Origin of the sequence: Streptomyces sp. NPDC051172 (assembly GCF_040682555.1) — a bacterium.
GTDB lineage: Bacteria > Actinomycetota > Actinomycetes > Streptomycetales > Streptomycetaceae > Streptomyces.
In genome coordinates, this window is sequence record NZ_JBFBBE010000106.1 from 1 (window position 1) to 16,460 (window position 16,460).

Annotated in this window: 22 protein-coding genes and 1 tRNA gene; 18 read left to right on the forward strand and 5 right to left on the reverse strand. The window is 69.4% G+C overall.

Annotated elements, in window-relative coordinates; genetic code table 11:
* The first annotated feature begins 65 nt into the window (after positions 1 to 65).
* The 16 genes from AB0N07_RS39560 to AB0N07_RS39635 all read left to right on the forward strand — a co-directional run bounded on the left by AB0N07_RS39560 (position 66) and on the right by AB0N07_RS39635 (position 11,486).
* Positions 66 to 323 carry a DUF6284 family protein gene (locus AB0N07_RS39560; protein WP_365843774.1) on the forward strand — a complete coding sequence of 86 codons (258 nt, stop codon included), beginning with the start codon at positions 66 to 68 and terminating at the stop codon, positions 321 to 323.
* On the forward strand, positions 323 to 580 hold the full coding sequence (locus AB0N07_RS39565) for a hypothetical protein (RefSeq protein ID WP_365843776.1): 258 nt from the start codon (positions 323 to 325) through the stop codon (positions 578 to 580). Before AB0N07_RS39560 ends, AB0N07_RS39565 begins: the two co-directional genes overlap by 1 nt.
* Positions 577 to 1,494, forward strand: a complete 918-nt coding sequence (locus AB0N07_RS39570) for a DUF2637 domain-containing protein (protein WP_365843778.1) — start codon at positions 577 to 579, stop codon at positions 1,492 to 1,494. Before AB0N07_RS39565 ends, AB0N07_RS39570 begins: the two co-directional genes overlap by 4 nt.
* Positions 1,491 to 2,315 (forward strand): phosphoadenosine phosphosulfate reductase, encoded by an 825-nt coding sequence (locus AB0N07_RS39575; RefSeq protein ID WP_365843780.1) that lies wholly within the window; start codon positions 1,491 to 1,493, stop codon positions 2,313 to 2,315. The genes AB0N07_RS39570 and AB0N07_RS39575 overlap by 4 nt, the downstream gene beginning before the upstream one ends.
* Positions 2,316 to 2,366: 51 nt before the next feature.
* Positions 2,367 to 2,684, forward strand: coding sequence for a hypothetical protein (locus tag AB0N07_RS39580; protein ID WP_365843782.1), 318 nt, complete (start codon positions 2,367 to 2,369; stop codon positions 2,682 to 2,684).
* A gap of 2 nt (positions 2,685 to 2,686) precedes the next feature.
* Complete coding sequence (locus tag AB0N07_RS39585; RefSeq protein ID WP_365843784.1) at positions 2,687 to 2,863, forward strand: pRL2-8; 177 nt, start codon at positions 2,687 to 2,689, stop codon at positions 2,861 to 2,863.
* Positions 2,854 to 3,204 carry a hypothetical protein gene (locus AB0N07_RS39590; RefSeq protein ID WP_365843786.1) on the forward strand — a complete coding sequence of 117 codons (351 nt, stop codon included), beginning with the start codon at positions 2,854 to 2,856 and terminating at the stop codon, positions 3,202 to 3,204. The genes AB0N07_RS39585 and AB0N07_RS39590 overlap by 10 nt, the downstream gene beginning before the upstream one ends.
* Complete coding sequence (locus tag AB0N07_RS39595; protein WP_365843788.1) at positions 3,201 to 3,365, forward strand: hypothetical protein; 165 nt, start codon at positions 3,201 to 3,203, stop codon at positions 3,363 to 3,365. The genes AB0N07_RS39590 and AB0N07_RS39595 overlap by 4 nt, the downstream gene beginning before the upstream one ends.
* A 111-nt stretch (positions 3,366 to 3,476) precedes the next feature.
* Positions 3,477 to 5,594 carry an FtsK/SpoIIIE domain-containing protein gene (locus AB0N07_RS39600; RefSeq protein ID WP_365843790.1) on the forward strand — a complete coding sequence of 706 codons (2,118 nt, stop codon included), beginning with the start codon at positions 3,477 to 3,479 and terminating at the stop codon, positions 5,592 to 5,594.
* A 204-nt stretch (positions 5,595 to 5,798) separates the two neighbouring features.
* Positions 5,799 to 6,275 carry a hypothetical protein gene (locus tag AB0N07_RS39605; RefSeq protein WP_365843792.1) on the forward strand — a complete coding sequence of 159 codons (477 nt, stop codon included), beginning with the start codon at positions 5,799 to 5,801 and terminating at the stop codon, positions 6,273 to 6,275.
* Between the two features lie 87 nt (positions 6,276 to 6,362).
* Positions 6,363 to 7,094, forward strand: a complete 732-nt coding sequence (locus AB0N07_RS39610; protein ID WP_365843794.1) for a DNA methylase — start codon at positions 6,363 to 6,365, stop codon at positions 7,092 to 7,094.
* Complete coding sequence (locus AB0N07_RS39615) at positions 7,091 to 7,981, forward strand: bifunctional DNA primase/polymerase (RefSeq protein ID WP_365843796.1); 891 nt, start codon at positions 7,091 to 7,093, stop codon at positions 7,979 to 7,981. Before AB0N07_RS39610 ends, AB0N07_RS39615 begins: the two co-directional genes overlap by 4 nt.
* Positions 7,982 to 8,018: 37 nt before the next feature.
* Positions 8,019 to 8,327, forward strand: a complete 309-nt coding sequence (locus AB0N07_RS39620; protein ID WP_365843798.1) for a hypothetical protein — start codon at positions 8,019 to 8,021, stop codon at positions 8,325 to 8,327.
* Positions 8,324 to 9,781, forward strand: a complete 1,458-nt coding sequence (locus tag AB0N07_RS39625; protein ID WP_365843800.1) for a phage/plasmid primase, P4 family — start codon at positions 8,324 to 8,326, stop codon at positions 9,779 to 9,781. The genes AB0N07_RS39620 and AB0N07_RS39625 overlap by 4 nt, the downstream gene beginning before the upstream one ends.
* Positions 9,782 to 9,855: 74 nt before the next feature.
* Positions 9,856 to 10,044 (forward strand): helix-turn-helix domain-containing protein, encoded by a 189-nt coding sequence (locus tag AB0N07_RS39630; RefSeq protein WP_189925313.1) that lies wholly within the window; start codon positions 9,856 to 9,858, stop codon positions 10,042 to 10,044.
* A 62-nt stretch (positions 10,045 to 10,106) separates the two neighbouring features.
* Entirely contained in the window at positions 10,107 to 11,486 is a 1,380-nt protein-coding gene (locus AB0N07_RS39635) for a tyrosine-type recombinase/integrase (RefSeq protein WP_365843802.1), read from the forward strand.
* 174 nt (positions 11,487 to 11,660) lie between these two features.
* On the opposite strand, the gene AB0N07_RS39640 is transcribed toward AB0N07_RS39635, so the two are convergent.
* Positions 11,661 to 11,742, reverse strand: a tRNA-Tyr gene (locus AB0N07_RS39640).
* Between the two features lie 232 nt (positions 11,743 to 11,974).
* Here AB0N07_RS39640 and AB0N07_RS39645 point away from each other — a divergent pair.
* A complete protein-coding gene (locus AB0N07_RS39645; RefSeq protein WP_030945172.1) occupies positions 11,975 to 12,463 on the forward strand; it encodes a YajQ family cyclic di-GMP-binding protein in 489 nt (162 codons plus the stop codon).
* A gap of 134 nt (positions 12,464 to 12,597) precedes the next feature.
* Here the strand turns inward: AB0N07_RS39645 and AB0N07_RS39650 are convergent, their stop codons facing one another.
* The gene (locus AB0N07_RS39650) at positions 12,598 to 12,864 is read right to left on the reverse strand and encodes a GlsB/YeaQ/YmgE family stress response membrane protein (RefSeq protein ID WP_365843805.1); all 267 of its coding nucleotides are present in this window, start codon (positions 12,862 to 12,864) and stop codon (positions 12,598 to 12,600) included.
* A gap of 155 nt (positions 12,865 to 13,019) precedes the next feature.
* Here AB0N07_RS39650 and AB0N07_RS39655 point away from each other — a divergent pair, with 155 nt between their 5' ends.
* On the forward strand, positions 13,020 to 14,270 hold the full coding sequence (locus AB0N07_RS39655; RefSeq protein ID WP_365843807.1) for an APC family permease: 1,251 nt from the start codon (positions 13,020 to 13,022) through the stop codon (positions 14,268 to 14,270).
* A 185-nt stretch (positions 14,271 to 14,455) separates the two neighbouring features.
* Here AB0N07_RS39655 and AB0N07_RS39660 read toward each other — a convergent pair whose 3' ends face one another.
* The 3 genes from AB0N07_RS39660 to htpX all read right to left on the reverse strand — a co-directional run bounded on the left by AB0N07_RS39660 (position 14,456) and on the right by htpX (position 16,386).
* Positions 14,456 to 15,013, reverse strand: coding sequence for an SMI1/KNR4 family protein (locus AB0N07_RS39660; RefSeq protein WP_365843809.1), 558 nt, complete (start codon positions 15,011 to 15,013; stop codon positions 14,456 to 14,458).
* Positions 15,014 to 15,133: 120 nt separating this feature from the next.
* Positions 15,134 to 15,526: a YccF domain-containing protein gene (locus AB0N07_RS39665; protein WP_365843811.1), complete on the reverse strand. Its 393-nt coding sequence runs from the start codon at positions 15,524 to 15,526 to the stop codon at positions 15,134 to 15,136.
* Entirely contained in the window at positions 15,523 to 16,386 is an 864-nt protein-coding gene (gene htpX, locus AB0N07_RS39670; RefSeq protein WP_365843813.1) for a zinc metalloprotease HtpX, read from the reverse strand. Before htpX ends, AB0N07_RS39665 begins: the two co-directional genes overlap by 4 nt.
* Between the last annotated feature and the right edge of the window lie 74 nt (positions 16,387 to 16,460).

A 16,460-nucleotide genomic window follows, 5' to 3' on the forward strand; every position in this document is an offset into this window, starting at 1 on the left:
CTCCCGGGGTGCCACCCGGGAGCCGCTGTTCGGGCCGTTCCCCTGCTGAGAGGAACCACGACCCAATGGACCACATCGTTACTGTTCAGACCGCTGTTACCGCGTTCGCCGACTTCATGGAGCCGACGGCCGCGGAACTGGACGCGATCGAGCAGGAGATGCCGCTGATCCTCGCGGCTGTCGACCTGCTCGACGCGCAGATCATCACCCTGGACCGCACGCCGAGCGAGCTGGACGCCCGCCGCATCCGCCGGGCCCGCCGCCGGGTGCTGGCCGAGCGGCGCGCGCTGGCCAACCGCTCCGGTGCTGGGGAGGTGGCGTGATGGGGCGCCGTTTCAAGGACCTGCAGACGCCGGAGCAGCAGTACGCGGCCCGGCAGGCGCAGAGCAGTACGGGCAGCGCTGCCCCGTCCACGCCGGTCCGCCCGGCGGCCAATGCGCAGTGGCGGGCGATGACGCCGCATCAGCAGGCCGCGCATCTGGCCCGTCTCGACGGCCGCGAGAGCGACGCCCGTGAGTGGGAGCGGTACGAGGCCGAAGCGAGCACGCCGGCGCCGAAGAAGCGGGGGTGGTTCCGGTGAACCGCACGGGCCGCATCCTGCTGGTGACCGCGCTGGTCGGCGTGGTCGGCATGGCGTTCCGGGTCTCGTGGAACGCGCTGCGGGACATCGCCAACGCGATCGGCGCGGACCACACCGCCGCCACCCTCTATCCGTTCGTGGTCGACGGTCTGATGGCCCTGGCGCTGGTGGCCACCCTGGTCCTGGTCGGCCGTGACCGCACGTTCGCGCTGCGGGTGCTGGGCACCTACACGGGCGCCTCGCTGGTCCTCAACTACGTGCACGGTCTGGTCCCCGCCCTGCACGGGGCCACGGTCGACTGGGGACGGCTCGCCGACTGGGACCCCGCCAACTGGGCCCTGGTGCTGCTGGCGACCTCGCTTCCGGTCGGGTCGATCTACTTCGGTTCCGATCTGGTCGCGAAGGTGCTGCACCACCGCCCCGCCCCGGCCACGGACCCGATTCCGACCGTAGACACGAATGAGGAGGAATCCACCAAGACCGAGAGGAATCGGTCTACGGCTGACCTGCCGGAATCGACCCCCGCGCCGATCACCGCGACGGTCGTGCGGGTGCCCGATCCGGTGCCGGTCGACTTCACCAAGTCGGCCCTGGCGCTCAAGCCCGTTGCCTCGATCGCCCCGTCGATCGCAGCGACCCCGGTCACGCCGATCGAGCGGCGCACATCGGCTGCCGAGTCGACCAGGTCGCGTCGGGCGACCGGTCGGGTTCCCCAGGCGGCCCGATCGGGTCGCCCCAAGCGGACCCCTGCTCAGTTGCTCGCCGAGGCGCGCACCGCGACGGTCGGTTGGCCGGATGCGCAGATCACCGCTGAGGGCATCCGCCGCGCGATCCACACCTCGCCGGCCAACGCCCGGATGCTGCGTGACGCGCTGCTCGCCGAGCGGGCCCAGACGGTTGGGGCGGCCAAATGAGCACGCCGACCGCGAGTGCGGTGAAGTCGTTCAGCTTCGGCGGGGGCGTGCAGTCGATGGCCGCGATGGTCCTCGCGGCCACGGGTGAGCTGGACTACCGCACATTCCTGATGGCCAACGTGGGCGACGACTCCGAACACCCCGGAACGCTCGCCTACCTGCACCGGTACGCCCTCCCCTACGCCGAAGCGAACGGCCTTGAGCTAGTCGTTTTGGATCGCGTGATGAAACGCTCGGGTGAGGTCCGCACGCTGTATCAGGACCTCACCCGGGAAGGCTCGCGGTCGCTGAAGATCCCGGTACGGATGTCGAACGGGGCACCCGGCACCCGCTCGTGCACGGCCCAGTTCAAAATCAAGGTCGTCGGCGACGAACTCAAACGCCGCGGGGCCACCAAGGATGCGCCGGCCACGGTCGGTATCGGCATCAGCCTCGACGAAATCGGGCGGGCGAACAAGCGACGCTGCGAGCCGCACGAGGTCATCGAATACCCGCTGCTGGAACGCGGGATCCGCCGCATCGACTGCGCCCGCATCATCCGATCCGCAGGGTTGCCGGTCCCGCCGAAGTCGTCGTGCTGGTTCTGCCCGTTCCACCGGCCGGAGACCTGGCACGACATGCGCCGCAGCGAACCCGAGCTGTTCGAGAAGGCGTGCCAGCTCGAAGAACTCCTCAACCGCCGCCGCGACGAACTCGGCAAAGACCACGTGTACCTGACCCGGTTCAACCGGCCGCTACGCAAGGCGATCCCGGATGGCGTGGACACGCTGCCGTTCGACGAATGGGAATCCGGCTGTGACTCCGGCTGGTGCATGACCTAGCGGGCCCCGAACACAACAGCCCAACACCCTGTGCCTGAAGAGAGGTTGACCATGGGCAAGCCCAACACCCGTCGCCTGGACAAAGAGATCCAGCGGACACAGCGCAAGATCGAAGCGGTGCAGAACGAGGAGATGTGGCCGCTGACCGGTCAGGAGCGGCGCCAGGTCGCCCGCGCCATGATCGGAGGCTCCTACCGTGTTGCCCGCGGCAGGAGCGGTGACCGTGCCGAACGCGCCCTGGAAAACGTGTGGAACGCCGTGAACACGCGGCTGACGGCCGAACTGACCGCGCTGCAGATGGAGCGTCAGCGGATCGTGACCGAGGCCGCCACCGACAAGGCCGCCAAGAAGTCCTCGGGGCGGTGGTGAGCATGGCCGCACGCGAGACACCTCCGGGTGGGTGCCCGCAGTGCTGGCAGCACGCCTACGACCGGAGCATCCACCGCAGGCTCAAGCCCCGCGAGGACTGCAAGCCGTGCCTGGACCACATGCACAACGGCTGTCCTCCGGACCAGATCGTGCCCAAGAAGGAGTCGAAGTGGTGGTGAGCGGGGGCCGCCGTTGCCCCGCCGCCCACCCGGAGGACCCCACGGCCTGCGTCGGCCCGGTCGTGGTGAGCGTGCTGGACGCGGCCGGCGCGGGGGCCGACGGGTGCGAGCACCACGGCGCCCGGCTGCTGGCCTCCCTCGACAGGGGCCGCGTCTACGCCCTGCCGGACGCCTCGCAGGGTGCCGCGATCCGCGTCTTCAAGGCCGCCGACGGCCTCCGCCCGTTCTGCTGGGTCGACGGCCCTCGCGTGGAGCCGTCCCAGCTCAGCCGCGCGGAGAACCGCGCCCGGCACGGCCTGTCCCGCCCCGATGCGCCACCGATTCCCGGAGGAACCCGATGAGCTGGAACCACCGCACCACCGTGAGGCAGGAAGGCCGCTTCGGCCGCTACACGTACACCTTCCGCTGCTCCTGCGGAGGCTTCAGCCCGCCCGTGGACAGCCGGTCGCGCGCTGAGTCGCTGGCCAAGCAGCACCGGGACACCCACACGCCCCGCCGCTAGCGCCCCGGTCCCACTCAGCCCGCCGGGGTGGCCGCCCCTGCCACGGACCCGGCCACCCCGGCGCCTTCCTCAACTCCCGCCCCGATCAGGGCAGTCAGGAGCAAGTTCAGCATGTCCGAGAACGTCGTTCACCTGCACAAGAACACCGAACCGCCCTCCGAACCGGCGACCGTGACCACGCTGACCGTGGTCCCCGACCCGGCACCCGCCAAGCCCGTGCCGCTGTGGGTGCGCTCCGGCCGCGCCATACGCACCGTCGTCACGCACGACACCACCAAGACGACCGCCCGCGCCCTCGCCCGGCATGGCCTCTACACGGTCAACGGGGGCCGGATCGTGGCCCGCCGGACCTGGGACGGCCGCACCGGTTCCCGCTACGAACGCATGCTGCGCGCTGCTGAGGCTGCCGGGAACTACGAGGTGGCGGAGGAGTGGGAGGAGCGCCTTCAGCGCTTCCGCGACGCGAGGCACCGCCGCCGCATGGACCTGCTCCACTCGCCTGTGGACGTGGCCAAGGGCGTCGGGGTCGGCGTCGGTATGAGCGTCGGAGTGCTGGTCGCGCTCGGGGTCGTGATGGCCATCAACAACCACCACTTTGGCGACGTCATCACCCCCCTTGCGGCCACCATCGAGTTCATCGGCGTACTGATCCGGATCGTGCAGGTCGTCTGGGGTCCGGCCCTGACGGTCGGCCCGTTGCTGGCCCTGCTCGCGCTGTGGACGGTCGGCAGCAAGCAGCAGGCAGCACCCGCCTGGGCCCTGCCGGACAACGTCCGGGGTGGCGAGGGTGAGCCGATCACCCCGTCCATCGTCGTCAAGGCCCTGCGCGACCTGGGGGTGCCCGCGCTGCGCAAGGCGATCACGGAGATGGGCGACGCCGGCGCCTCGATGCTGGGCCCGATCCGGATCGCCGGATGCGGCGTCGAAGTCGACGTCACGCTCCCCTCCGGCGTCTCCACCATCGAGGTGCAGAACCGGCGCCGCAAGCTGGCAGAGAACCTGACCCGGCACGAGCACGAGGTGTTCATCACCATCCCCCAGGCCGCCCGCACCGTCCGTCTGTGGGTCGCCGACTCCGGGGCGCTGGATGAGCCGATCGGCCCGTCCCCGCTGGTCACCGACGAGACGATGACCGCCGACTACACCAAGGGCCGCGCCCCCTGGGGGCAGGACCTGCGCGGCGACGCGGCGGCGCTGAGCCTGTATCAGCGCCACCTGCTCATCACTGGGTTGTCCAACCAGGGCAAGACCGTCGCCCTGCGCTCCCTCGCGTTGTGGCTGTCACTGGACAAGTCGGTGCAGTTCCTCATGGGTGACCTCAAGGGCGTCGGCGACTGGGCCATGTTCGACGGGCTCGCCACCACGCTGATCCAGGGACCGACGGATGAGCACGTGATCCAGGTGACCGAGATGGTTGAGGGCGCGGTCGACGAGATGAACCGCCGCATCCAGGCTCCGCCCGGAACGCAGTTCCCGCCGCTGATCGTGCTGGTCGACGAGGCGCAGGTGGCGTTCATGTGCCCGGCCAAGGACGACGACAAGCGCCCCTACGGCGGCTCCAAGGCCAACTCCCGGTACTTCATGGCCGTCCGCAAAATCCACAACCAGGGCCGCGCGGTCAACGTCCTGATGTGGCAGGGCACCCAGGACCCCACCAACGAGAACCTGCCCAAGCTGGTCCGCGAAGGGGCGCACACCCGCGCCTCCCTCGCGCTGGGCACCGAGTCGCAGGCCCGCATGGCGCTGGGGGACAAGGCCGTCGACGGCGGCGCCGCCCCGAACCTGCTCCGCCCCGGCCTGGACCGCGGAACCCTGGTCGTCGCCTCCGACGGGATCACCATCCCGGCCGGACAGTCCTCCATCACGGTCCGCACGCACTACATCGACGACGACGCCGCCCAGGCCATCACCGACCGGGCCAAGGCGATACGCGACGGCGTCACCACCCTGCACGCCATCGAGCGGGGTGAGGAGCGCGACCCGCTCACGGACATCGCGTCCGTGGTCGGCACCGCAGAGCGGGTGCGCACCAAAGACGTGCTGTCCCGGCTCGGCACGCTCAACGCGGACGCCTACGGCGGCTGGTCTTTCCTCGACCTCAAGCGCGTCCTGGACGGCACCGGCGCCGAGCCGTACAAGTCCGACGGCGTCATGGTCGTGGGCCGTGACCGCCTCGCCCGCGCCCTCGTCAACCGCGACGGCGAGGGTTCCGCTTCCGCCTCCGAGTGACAGGGAGGCACCCCCCGGCGGGGCAGGGAGGCAGGGAGAACTCCCTGACCCCCTCCCTGCCCCGCCTCCCTGGCCCTGACCTGCACAGATGATCGTTCAGGGAGGCAGGGAGGCACCCCAGGTCAGACCCCCGAAACCCCCTCCACCACGCCCCCGGAAGGGGGTGCCTCAGCCTCCCTGACCCGCCTTCGGAAGGGATTCCACATGTACCCCGACAACGCCCCCGACACCCTCCGGCCGGACGCCGGAATGACCGATGACGAGGCCGCCGCCGAGGCTCGCCGGATCATCGCCGACGCCTACCGGCCCACCGCCTACCGCGACGACACCCCGGTGCCCGTATACGGCCCCACCCCGCCCGTCGCCCAGCCCGGACGGCCCCCGATGAGCCAGGGCGCCACCGACGCCAGCGTCCTCATGCTCGCCGGCGGGGCAACCGTCTCCATGGTCGGCCTCACCGCCGCCGTGCTCATGTACGTCTCCCAGTACGCCGACCCCGTGGTCTGCGGCCTCGTCTTCGGCGCCCCCACCACCCTCGTGCTCGCCCTCGCACGGCTCGCCAAGCGGGCCAAGCCCGCCCCGGACATCCACCACCACTACGAGGGCCCTGTCTACCAGGACCGGCGCAACGTCCACACCCGTACGACCGGCGTGTGGGCCAAGACCAACAACCACCAGTAGCTGTGCCAAGAGCGGCCCCCGTCCTCGCCAAAGTCCGGGGCCGCTCTTGTCTCCAGTCCTCTACAGACCTGTTGGAGGTCTCCCAGCATGACCCAACCCACCGACATCCGGCGAGCGCGCGCCCCACGGCCGCGCCTGCTGGACCTGTTTTCGTGTGCCGGCGGCGCCGCCGTGGGCTACCACCGCGCGGGATTCGCCGTGGACGGATGCGACATCGCCCACCGTCCCAACTACCCTTTCGCCTACCACCGCGGGGACGCCCTGGCCTACCTCGCCCACCTCATTGCCACGGGCGAGATCCGCCGGTACGCGTTCGTCCACGCCTCCCCGCCCTGCCAGGACAAGTGCACGCTCACCGTGGGCACCAACGCCTCCCAGGGATGGGGTGGCACCCACGTCGACCTGGTGGCGCCCACCCGCGACCTGCTCGATCGGACCGGCCTGCCGTACGTGATCGAGCAGCCCAACGGCCGCGCCGAGATCCGCAAAGACCTCACCTTGTGCGGCGAGAGGTTCGGCCTCGACGTGATCCGCCACCGCAACTTCGAGTTGGGCGGCTGGACCACCGAGCAGCCGGCGCACCTCCGGCACCGTGGGCGGGTGCGCGGCTGGCGCCACGGCCGCTTCTACGACGGCCCCTACGTCGCCGCGTACGGCAACGGCGGCGGCAAACCCACCATCCCGGAGATACAGGCCGCGATGGACATCGACTGGACCGACGTCCGCGAGGAACTGACCGAAGCGATCCCGCCCGCCTACAGCGAGTTCATCGGCCGCGCCCACCTCACCGCCGGCACCCTCTTGGAGGTGGCCGCATGAGCGCGAACCTGATGCGCGCCGCCCTGGAAGCCGCCGCGCGCGGCTGGCACGTCTTCCCTCTGCGTCCCGGCACCAAGCGCCCCGCGCTGCACGGCGAGCAGACGTGCCCCGGCATCGGCGAGTGCGCGAGCGGACACCTGAAGTGGGAACAGCGCGCCACCACCGACCCCGACCGCATCCGCGCCGCCTGGTCGCGCATCCCGTTCAACGTCGGCATCGCCACCGGCCCCTCCCGTCTGCTCGTGGTCGACCTCGACATGCCCAAGGACAAAGGCAGTTCGGACGCGCCTTGCGGCGCGGCGACCTTTGAGGCGCTCTGCGAGCGCGCCGGCCACCCCGTCCCGGACACCTACCGGGTGCGGACCGCGAGCGGCGGCGAGCACCTGTACTTCACCGCCCCGGACGGCATCCGGCTGGCCAACACGGCAGGAACCATCGGCGCGTTGGTCGACACCCGCGCACAGGGCGGCTACGTCGTCGCCGCGGGCAGCACCACCGACGCCGGAGCGTACGAAGCCGTCAGCGGCCCTGTGGCGGCACCGCTGCCCGAATGGCTACAAACCATCCTGAAACCCGCCCCGGCGCGCCCTACGGGGCCGCTGAGGCTCCCTGCGGTCGACGGGAGCCGCGCGGCCCTGTCCGCACTGGAAGCCGAGTGCGCCATCGTGGCCGCGTCGCCGGACAAGAAGCGCAACACCACGCTCAACCGGTGCGCCTTCAAGGTGGGGCGCTTCGTCGCATGGGGCGACATCCCCCGGCACGTGGTGGAAGAGGCCTTCCAAGGGGCGGGAGAGGAGCGGGGACTCACCGCTGCCGAGTGCCGCTCCACCATCCGCAGCGCCCTGGACAGCTCCATCCGCAAGGCGCGGCCCCGGGAGGCGGCATGAGCGCCCCCACCCGCCCCCCTTGGAAGGCCAACCCCTCGTGAGTGGAGGGAAGGTCGCCGAACTCGCCTCGCCCACACCGGCCGTGGGCGACCCGAAGGGCGTCGCCGAAGGCGTCCGAACTGGTCTTAGCACTGACCCGCAGCCGGGCGACGGCCGGTACATCGTCGCGGTGCTGCACATCAGCGCCCCGCGCGGCGCCACCCCCACCGCCACGTCCACGTGCCTGTGCGGCCGCGACCGCAGCGCCGTCGGCAACCGCCAGGTACTCGCCCTGATCACCGACCACGAAGACCACCGCGCGAACTGCCCGTTCCGTGCCTCACCGGAAGGGAGGACCGCAGCATGATGGACACCCGCCCCGACAACGGCCCGAGCGAGGAACTCCCGCCGCCGTCCAACCCCCTGGCCGTCGCCCGCCGTCTCCTGCCGGACTGGCAGAGCGAGGACGGGCAGTTGGTGTGCCAGCGCTGGCGCGCATCGTGGATGCGCTGGACGGGAACGTGCTGGCGCGAGATGGACGAAGCGCAGGTACGCGCGGCCATGTACACCCGCCTCGAACACGCCGTCTACCTCGCCCCGGTCAAGGACGGGGAGTTCGAGGAACGCGACTGGGCACCCACGAAACAGAAGATCAGCAACCTTCTCGACGCATTGGGCGCCATCACTCTGCTGCCGACCGAGACCGACGCTCCCGCCTGGATCGAGGGTGGGGACGCGGCTGACGGGGGGCCGATGGTGGCGTGTGAGAACGGCCTGCTCAGGATCGAAGACCGCGCGCTGCTGCCGCACGGACCCGGATTCTTCAACCTGGTCTCCGTCCCCTTCGCCTACGACCCCGCCGCGAGGGCACCGACGTGGGAACGCTTCCTGGCACAGATCTGGCCGAACGACCCCGACGCCATCGCCGCTCTTCAGGAGTGGTTCGGCTACGTGCTGTCCGGCCGGACCGACCAGCAGAAAATCCTGCTCATCGTGGGCCCGTCCCGCTCCGGCAAGGGCACCATCGCCCGCGTACTGAAAGAGCTGGTCGGCAAGGAGAACCTGGCCGGACCCACGCTCGCCGGACTCGGCACGAACTTCGGGCTGTCCACGCTAATCGGCAAGCCGCTCGCGGTCATCTCCGACGCCCGGCTGTCCGGCAACGACAACAGCCAAGTCGTCGAACGGCTGCTGACGATTTCCGGTGAGGACACCATCGACATTGACCGCAAGTACCGCGCGGTGTGGACCGGCAAGCTTCCGACCCGGCTGGTGATCCTGTCCAACGAGCTGCCGCACTTCGGCGATTCCTCCGGCGTGATCGCCCGCCGGTTCGTGCTGCTCAACATGCGGGTGTCGTGGCTGGGCAAGGAAGATCCCACCCTGTTCGACCGGCTCACCGCCGAGATGCCCGGCATCCTCAACTGGGCCCTGGAAGGGCTCGCCCGTCTCCAGCGCACGGGCCGGATCACCGAACCGGCGTCCAGCCGCGAGGCGGTCACCACCATGCAGGACACCGCCTCGCCCACGTCCGCGTTCATCCGTGAGCGCTGCACCACCGGACCCACCTGCTCAGTGCCAGTGGACGCCCTGTGGACGGTCTGGCGGGAGTGGGCCGAGGACAACGGAGTCCGCCCCGGCACGAAGCAGGTGTTCGGCCGCAATCTGCTCTCCGTCATCCCCCAGCTCAGCCGCTCCCGGCCCCGCGACGCGTACGGCCGACAGGTGATCACCTACACCGGGATCACGCTGAACATGTCCGAACCACATTTGCCTGAGTCGCGACTCATCGCGTCTCAAGGCCCCTCTGAGAGCCGCTGAGTGCCGATGAGTCGCGACTCAGAGGAATGTATTTCCAACTCCCCCCGCCCGCTCCGCCTTCGCTGAGGAGTGCCATGGCTCGCCCCAAGATGCTCAAGCTCCCCGAAGTCCTCGAAGAGATCGAGATGAGCCGCGCCGCCTTCTACCGCATGCGCGCCCGGGGCAAGGCCCCCAAGCTCATCAAGCTGCCGAACGGCCAGCTCCGCTGCCGCCGCACCGACCTCGACGCGTGGTGGTCGTCCATGGAAGACGCTGCCGCCTGACCACCTCCCGCACACCCGAGACACGAGGGGCCCGCTTTCCGGCGGGCCCCTCTGGAGTTCAAATGGCACTGACCTACGACGTTCGCCTCTACTCCATCGAGGTCCGCAAGGATCGTCCGAAGCCCTACCGCCTGCGCTGGCTGGTCGGGGAACGCAAGCACTCCAAGAGCTACACGCTCAAGGTGCAGGCGGAAGGCCGCCGTTCGGAACTCATGTCCGCCGTGCGACACGGCGACCAGTTCGACGAAGAGACGGGCCTGCCCGTATCGGAACTACGCGCCAAACAGGGTTCCATCACCTGGTACGAGCACAGCCGCACGTACGTCGACCGCAAGTGGGCACTGGCGCCGGCGAAGTCGCGGAAGAACTACGCCGATGCACTGGCGACCATCACACCCGCGCTCGTGAAGACGAAGACGGGAATGCCCGATACCGCGCTCATGCGGCGCGCGCTGTACGGGTGGGCGTACAACCGGAACCGTTGGGACGAGACCCCGCCGGACGATGTGGCCCGTGCCCTCGCCTGGATCGCCAAGCACTCCATGCCGGTCTCCGCCATGGAAGACCCTGCGACCGTCCGTCTGGCCCTGGACGCACTGTCCCTACGGCTGGACGGGAAAGAGGCATCGCCGCGCACTGCGAAGCGCAAGCGGGCGTGCCTGAGCGACGTTCTCGGACTCGCCGTGGAAGAGCAGTACTTCACCATGCCGGTCAACCCGATCACGGCCGTGAAATGGACCGCCCCGAAGTCGGTCGAAGCGGTGGACCCCGAGAGCGTCGCCAACCCTCGCCAGGTCCGCGCCCTGCTGGCAGGGGTGCGTGAGCAAGGCCCGCGGGGGCGGCACCTGGAAGCGTTCTTCGGGTGCCTGTACTACGCGGCGATGCGTCCCGCTGAGGCCGCCGGACTGCGGGTGAACCAGTGCCACCTCCCGGAGACGGGGTGGGGGATGCTTACCCTGCGGCAAGGGGTGGTCCGGGCCGGACGGAGTTGGACCGACGACGGGTCGGCACACGAGATGCGCCACCTCAAAGCCCGCGCCAAGAAGGACTCCCGTCCGGTACCGATCCCGCCGCACTTCGTCCGTATGCTGCGGCAGCACATCGCCGATCACGGCACGGCACCCGATGGTCGGCTCTTCCGGACGAACCGCGATGGCCTGCTACAGGAGACCGGCTACGGGGAGGTGTGGGCCAAGGCCCGGAAGGACGTGCTGACCGAGGCGGAAACATCCTCGCTGCTGGCCCGCCGCCCCTACGACCTCCGGCACGCCGGCGTCTCGTTCTGGCTCAGCTCCGGGGTGGACGCCATGGAGTGCGCCCGCCGCGCCGGACACAGCATCGCGGTACTGCACAAGGTGTATGCCAAGGTGCTCGACCAGACGCGGGAGCGGGCGAACAGCCGGATCGACGCAGCACTTCGGGAGTGGAACGAACCCGAGTGATCATGCTCACCCCCGGGGGACGCCTGGGGGACACGCACTGATCGACAGTGGGATATGGGCGATACGAGGTGAGACACGTCCACGCCCCGTCCACGGCGAGTCGAACAGCGACGATCAACAAAAGACCCCCTCTGACCAGGTTGTTTACCTGGTCAGAGGGGGTTTTTCTCAGCGTGGCGGCGCCAGGATTCGAACCTGGGAAGGCTGAGCCGGCAGATTTACAGTCTGCTCCCTTTGGCCGCTCGGGCACACCGCCGGGTTTGCTGCCGTTCGAACCGCTTTTCGGCGGTGCTCCCTGGCAACGACGTAAACAATACCCGATGCCGAGGGGTGCTTCGCCACCCGATTGATCTGCGCCCGGAGGACGACGGGTGGCTAGGCTTGTCCGGATGCGGCCCGGACCACGCCGGGCTCGGCGCCCGCCCCCACGTACGCCGATACGCCCCCGTACGCACCCCATCACGCACCGATACAAGGAGCCACAGGACATGGCCGACTCCAGTTTCGACATCGTCTCGAAGGTCGAGCGGCAGGAGGTCGACAACGCCCTCAACCAGGCCGCCAAGGAGATCTCGCAGCGCTACGACTTCAAGGGCGTCGGTGCCTCGATCTCGTGGTCCGGTGACAAGATCCTCATGGAGGCGAACTCCGAGGACCGGGTCAAAGCCGTCCTCGACGTCTTCCAGTCCAAGCTGATCAAGCGCGGGATCTCACTGAAGGCGCTGGACGCGGGCGAGCCTCAGCTCTCGGGCAAGGAGTACAAGATCTTCGCGTCCATCGAGGAGGGTATCTCCCAGGAGAACGCGAAGAAGGTGGCGAAGATCATCCGCGACGAGGGCCCCAAGGGCATCAAGGCGCAGGTGCAGGGCGACGAGCTGCGCGTCAGCTCGAAGAGCCGTGACGACCTGCAGGCCGTGATCGCGCTCCTGAAGGGCAAGGACTTCGATTTCGCGCTGCAGTTCGTGAACTACCGGTGAGCCAGTGCTTCAGCGTTGTCGGCTGACAGTCACCGGTCGGCCGTCGGCTGCCAGTCCACGAGGAAGGGTGGGCACCTGGCCGGTGCCCACCCTTCTCGCCTGCTGGCTGCGGTCCGGGGCGTTCTCGGTTGTACTCAGTTGCGCGAGTTGCCGAACAGGATGCGGTAGAGGATCAGGAGAACGAGTGAGCCGCCTATCGCCGCGGCCCATGTCGCACCGTCGTAGAAGTTCTTGGTGATCGGGTGGTCCAGCCAGCGGGCCGAGATCCAGCCGCCGATGAACGCACCCGCGATACCGATGAGGGTCGTGCCGAAGAAGCCGCCCGGGTCGCGGCCCGGCAGCAGGAACTTGGCGATGGCTCCGGCCAACAGCCCCAGGATGATCCAGCTGATGATGGTCATGCCGTGAACCTGCCCTTCCGCACTGTGGCTGCACTTTCCAGACAGTGAGATTCCGGTCAAGATCCGCTGTGCGCCACGTGCTTGTCCCTGCTCTGTTGATGAGCAGGACGTCGCGGCGGCACTCCTCGGTTGCAGTGATCAGTAGGGTGCGGGACATGACATCGACCGGTTCTGCTTCCGAACTGCGGCGCACTCTGGGCGTGGGCGACGCCGTCGTCATCGGGCTGGGCTCGATGGTGGGGGCCGGGATCTTCGCCGCCCTGGGACCCGCGGCGCGCGCGGCCGGGTCCGGGCTGCTGCTCGGCCTCACCGTCGCCGCCGTCGTCGCCTACTGCAATGCCATGGCGTCGGCGCGGCTGGCCGCCCTGTATCCGGCCTCGGGCGGCACATATGTCTACGGGCGTGAGCGGCTCGGCCCGTTCTGGGGTTATCTCGCGGGCTGGTCGTTCGTGGTCGGGAAGACCGCCTCCTGCGCGGCGATGGCGCTCACCGTGGGGGCGTACGTCTGGCCGGGTCAGGCGCACGCCGTGGCGGTCGCTGCCGTGGTGGCGCTGACCGCGGTGAACTACGGCGGTGTCCAGAAGTCCGCGTGGGTCACACGGGTGATCGTCGCGGTGGTGCTGACCATCCTCGCTTCCGTCGTGGTGGTGTGCCTGGGGTCCGGGACGTCCGACGCGGGGCGCCTGGGCATAGGCACCTCGGGTGGTGTGGGCGGGGTGCTGCAGGCGGCGGGGCTGCTGTTCTTCGCGTTCGCCGGATACGCGCGCATTGCGACCCTGGGCGAGGAGGTACGGGATCCGGCGCGCACCATCCCGCGCGCGATCCCCTTGGCCCTGGGCATCGCGCTGGCGGTGTACGTGCTTGTGGCGGTGGCTGTCCTTTCCGTGCTGGGGGCCGCGGGTCTCGGGCGTGCGGGTGCTCCGCTGGCCGACGCGGTGCGGGCGGCCGGCGTGCCGGGGCTGGTTCCGGTGGTGCGGGTGGGGGCCGCCGTGGCGGCGCTTGGTTCGCTGCTCGCCCTGATCCTGGGCGTTTCGCGGACGACGCTGGCCATGGCCCGCGACCGGCACCTTCCCGGCGCGCTGTCAGCCGTGCATCAGCGCTTCCAGGTGCCGCACCGGGCCGAACTGGCCGTGGGTGCCGTCGTCGCCGCGCTGGCCGCCACGGTGGACGTACGGGGTGCGATCGGTTTCTCCTCCTTCGGTGTGCTGGCGTACTACGCCGTGGCCAACGCCTCCGCCTGGACGTTGAGTTCGGCCACGACGGCTCGGCTGTTGCCTGCGGTGGGTCTTCTCGGGTGCGTGGTGCTGGCGTTCTCGCTGCCGGCGGTTTCGGTGGTCGCGGGCGCAGGAGTGTTGGCGGTGGGTGTGGGCGCTTATGGCGTACGGCGGCGGGCGGCTGCGCGGTAGCGCACTGGGCCGAACACCAGCCGGGGCGGCCGGGTACCTGCATCAAGGCTTCCGGCCCAGCAGGGGCATGTCCGGCCGTCAGAGCCGGGGGCAGAGCAACTTCTTCCGGCTGTTGTCTCGCGGGATCTCCGCAGTCGCCGTACCAGAGGGTTCGCTGCGCTGTCGTACGCATGGTGTCGCGGCAGCTAGGACGCTCGTGCCGCCGTGGTGCGTATGTGGAAGTCGGTCCAAGGGATCATGTCGAGTTCCTCGTTCGTCTCCTCGTACCAGCCTGTGCCGTCCACCCAGGAACTCAGCCAGGCCGTGAGGCTGGGGGCGTCCACGTACCAGGCGTGGTCGGCGTTCGGCTCGAAGAGGAGGACTGGGGCCTGCGGGGTGCGGCAGTCCACACACGCGTACATCGCGCAGCCCCAGTGGGATATCGGCAGGACGCATTCGGGCCAGGGCCAGTCGGGGTCCCGGCGGGCGCTTTCGCGGTTGGCGAGGTACTGCACTACGGCGGCGGGCTCGCCGGCGGGCGGGCTGTCGAGGAGGGGCAACAGGCCGTACTCCGGGCCGAATCCGCCGTCTCCAATGCGCAGGTAGAGGTCGGCGAGCAGGGGAGGCAGGGAGAAGCCCAAGGTGGTCTCGGCGCGGGCCAGCGTGGACGCGTCGGCCGGCTCCGGGAGTGAAGGCCAGCCCCACGGGCGGGTTATGTGTGCCTTGGCTGACACCCGCGCCAGCAACTGCTCGTTCTCGGTCATGGGTTCATGATGCAAGGCGCCACTGACAATCGGTCCGGCCTGTGGGCAACCTTCGAGCTGTGGAAAACCTGATCACTCGGATGGGGGTGAGCGGGCGGCCCCCGCCCTGGTCCCAGTTGGTCAGCGAGTGGCGAACGGCTGGTCCGTCGGCACGATTTCGCGGCCGAGCGGCAGCAGCGAGACCGGGATCAGCTTGAAGTTGGCGATGCCGAACGGGATGCCGATGATCGTGATGCACAGCGCAATGCCGGTGACGATGTGCGTGAGCGCGAGCCACCAGCCCGCGAGGATCAGCCACAGGACGTTGCCGACGCAGGAGGGCGCACCGGCGTCGCGGCGCTCGACCGTCGTGTACCCGAAGGGCCACAGGGCGTAGACACCGATACGGAACGCCGCGACGCCGAACGGGATGCCGATGATCGTGATGCAGAGAAGAATGCCCGCGGCCAGATAACCGAGGAACAGCCAGAAACCGCTCAGGACGAGCCAGATGACGTTCAGGATGGTTTTCACTGGGGGCGACCTGCCATCTTCTCGAGCCGGGCGATGCGCTCCGCCATCGGCGGGTGGGTTGAGAACATCTTGGAGAGTCCCTGGCCCGGGCGGAAAGGATTCGCGATCATCATATGGCTCGCGGTCTCGATGCGCGGCTCGGGCGGCAACGGCAGCTGCCTCGTACCTGCTTCGAGCTTGCGCAGCGCACCGGCGAGCGCGAGGGGATCGCCGGTCAACTGCGCGCCGGAGGCATCGGCTTCGTATTCCCTGGAGCGGCTGATGGCCAGCTGGATGAGAGTGGCCGCGAGCGGACCCAGGATCATGATCATCAGCATGCCGAGGATGCCCGGGCCGTCGTCGTCGCTGGAGCGGCCGACCGGGATCAGCCAGGCGAAGTTGACCAGGAACATGATCACGGAGGCCAGGGCGCCCGCGACCGACGAGATGAGGATGTCGCGGTTGTACACGTGACTGAGCTCGTGGCCGATGACACCGCGCAGTTCACGCTCGTCCAGGATGCGCAGGATGCCTTCCGTGCAGCACACGGCGGCGTTGCGCGGGTTGCGGCCCGTCGCGAAGGCGTTCGGCGCCTCCGTCGGGGAGATGTACAGGCGTGGCATCGGCTGGCGGGCCTGCGTGGAGAGGTCGCGGACCATGCGGTAGAGGGCGGGGGCCTCGAACTCGCTGACGGGGCGCGCGCGCATCGCGCGTAGCGCCAGCTTGTCGCTGTTCCAGTACGCGTATGCGTTCGTGCCCAGTGCGATCACAACCGCGACGACGAGCCCCATGCGGCCGAAGAAGCTGCCGATGACGATGATGAGGGCGGACAGTCCTCCGAGGAGAACTGCGGTCCTTAGCCCGTTGTGCCGGCGGTGCACGGTACGCCCTCCAAGTCGTGCAGCAGGGGAACCCTTTGCTTGCTGATCTCGGGTGCCACTGGTGCCGTGATGTC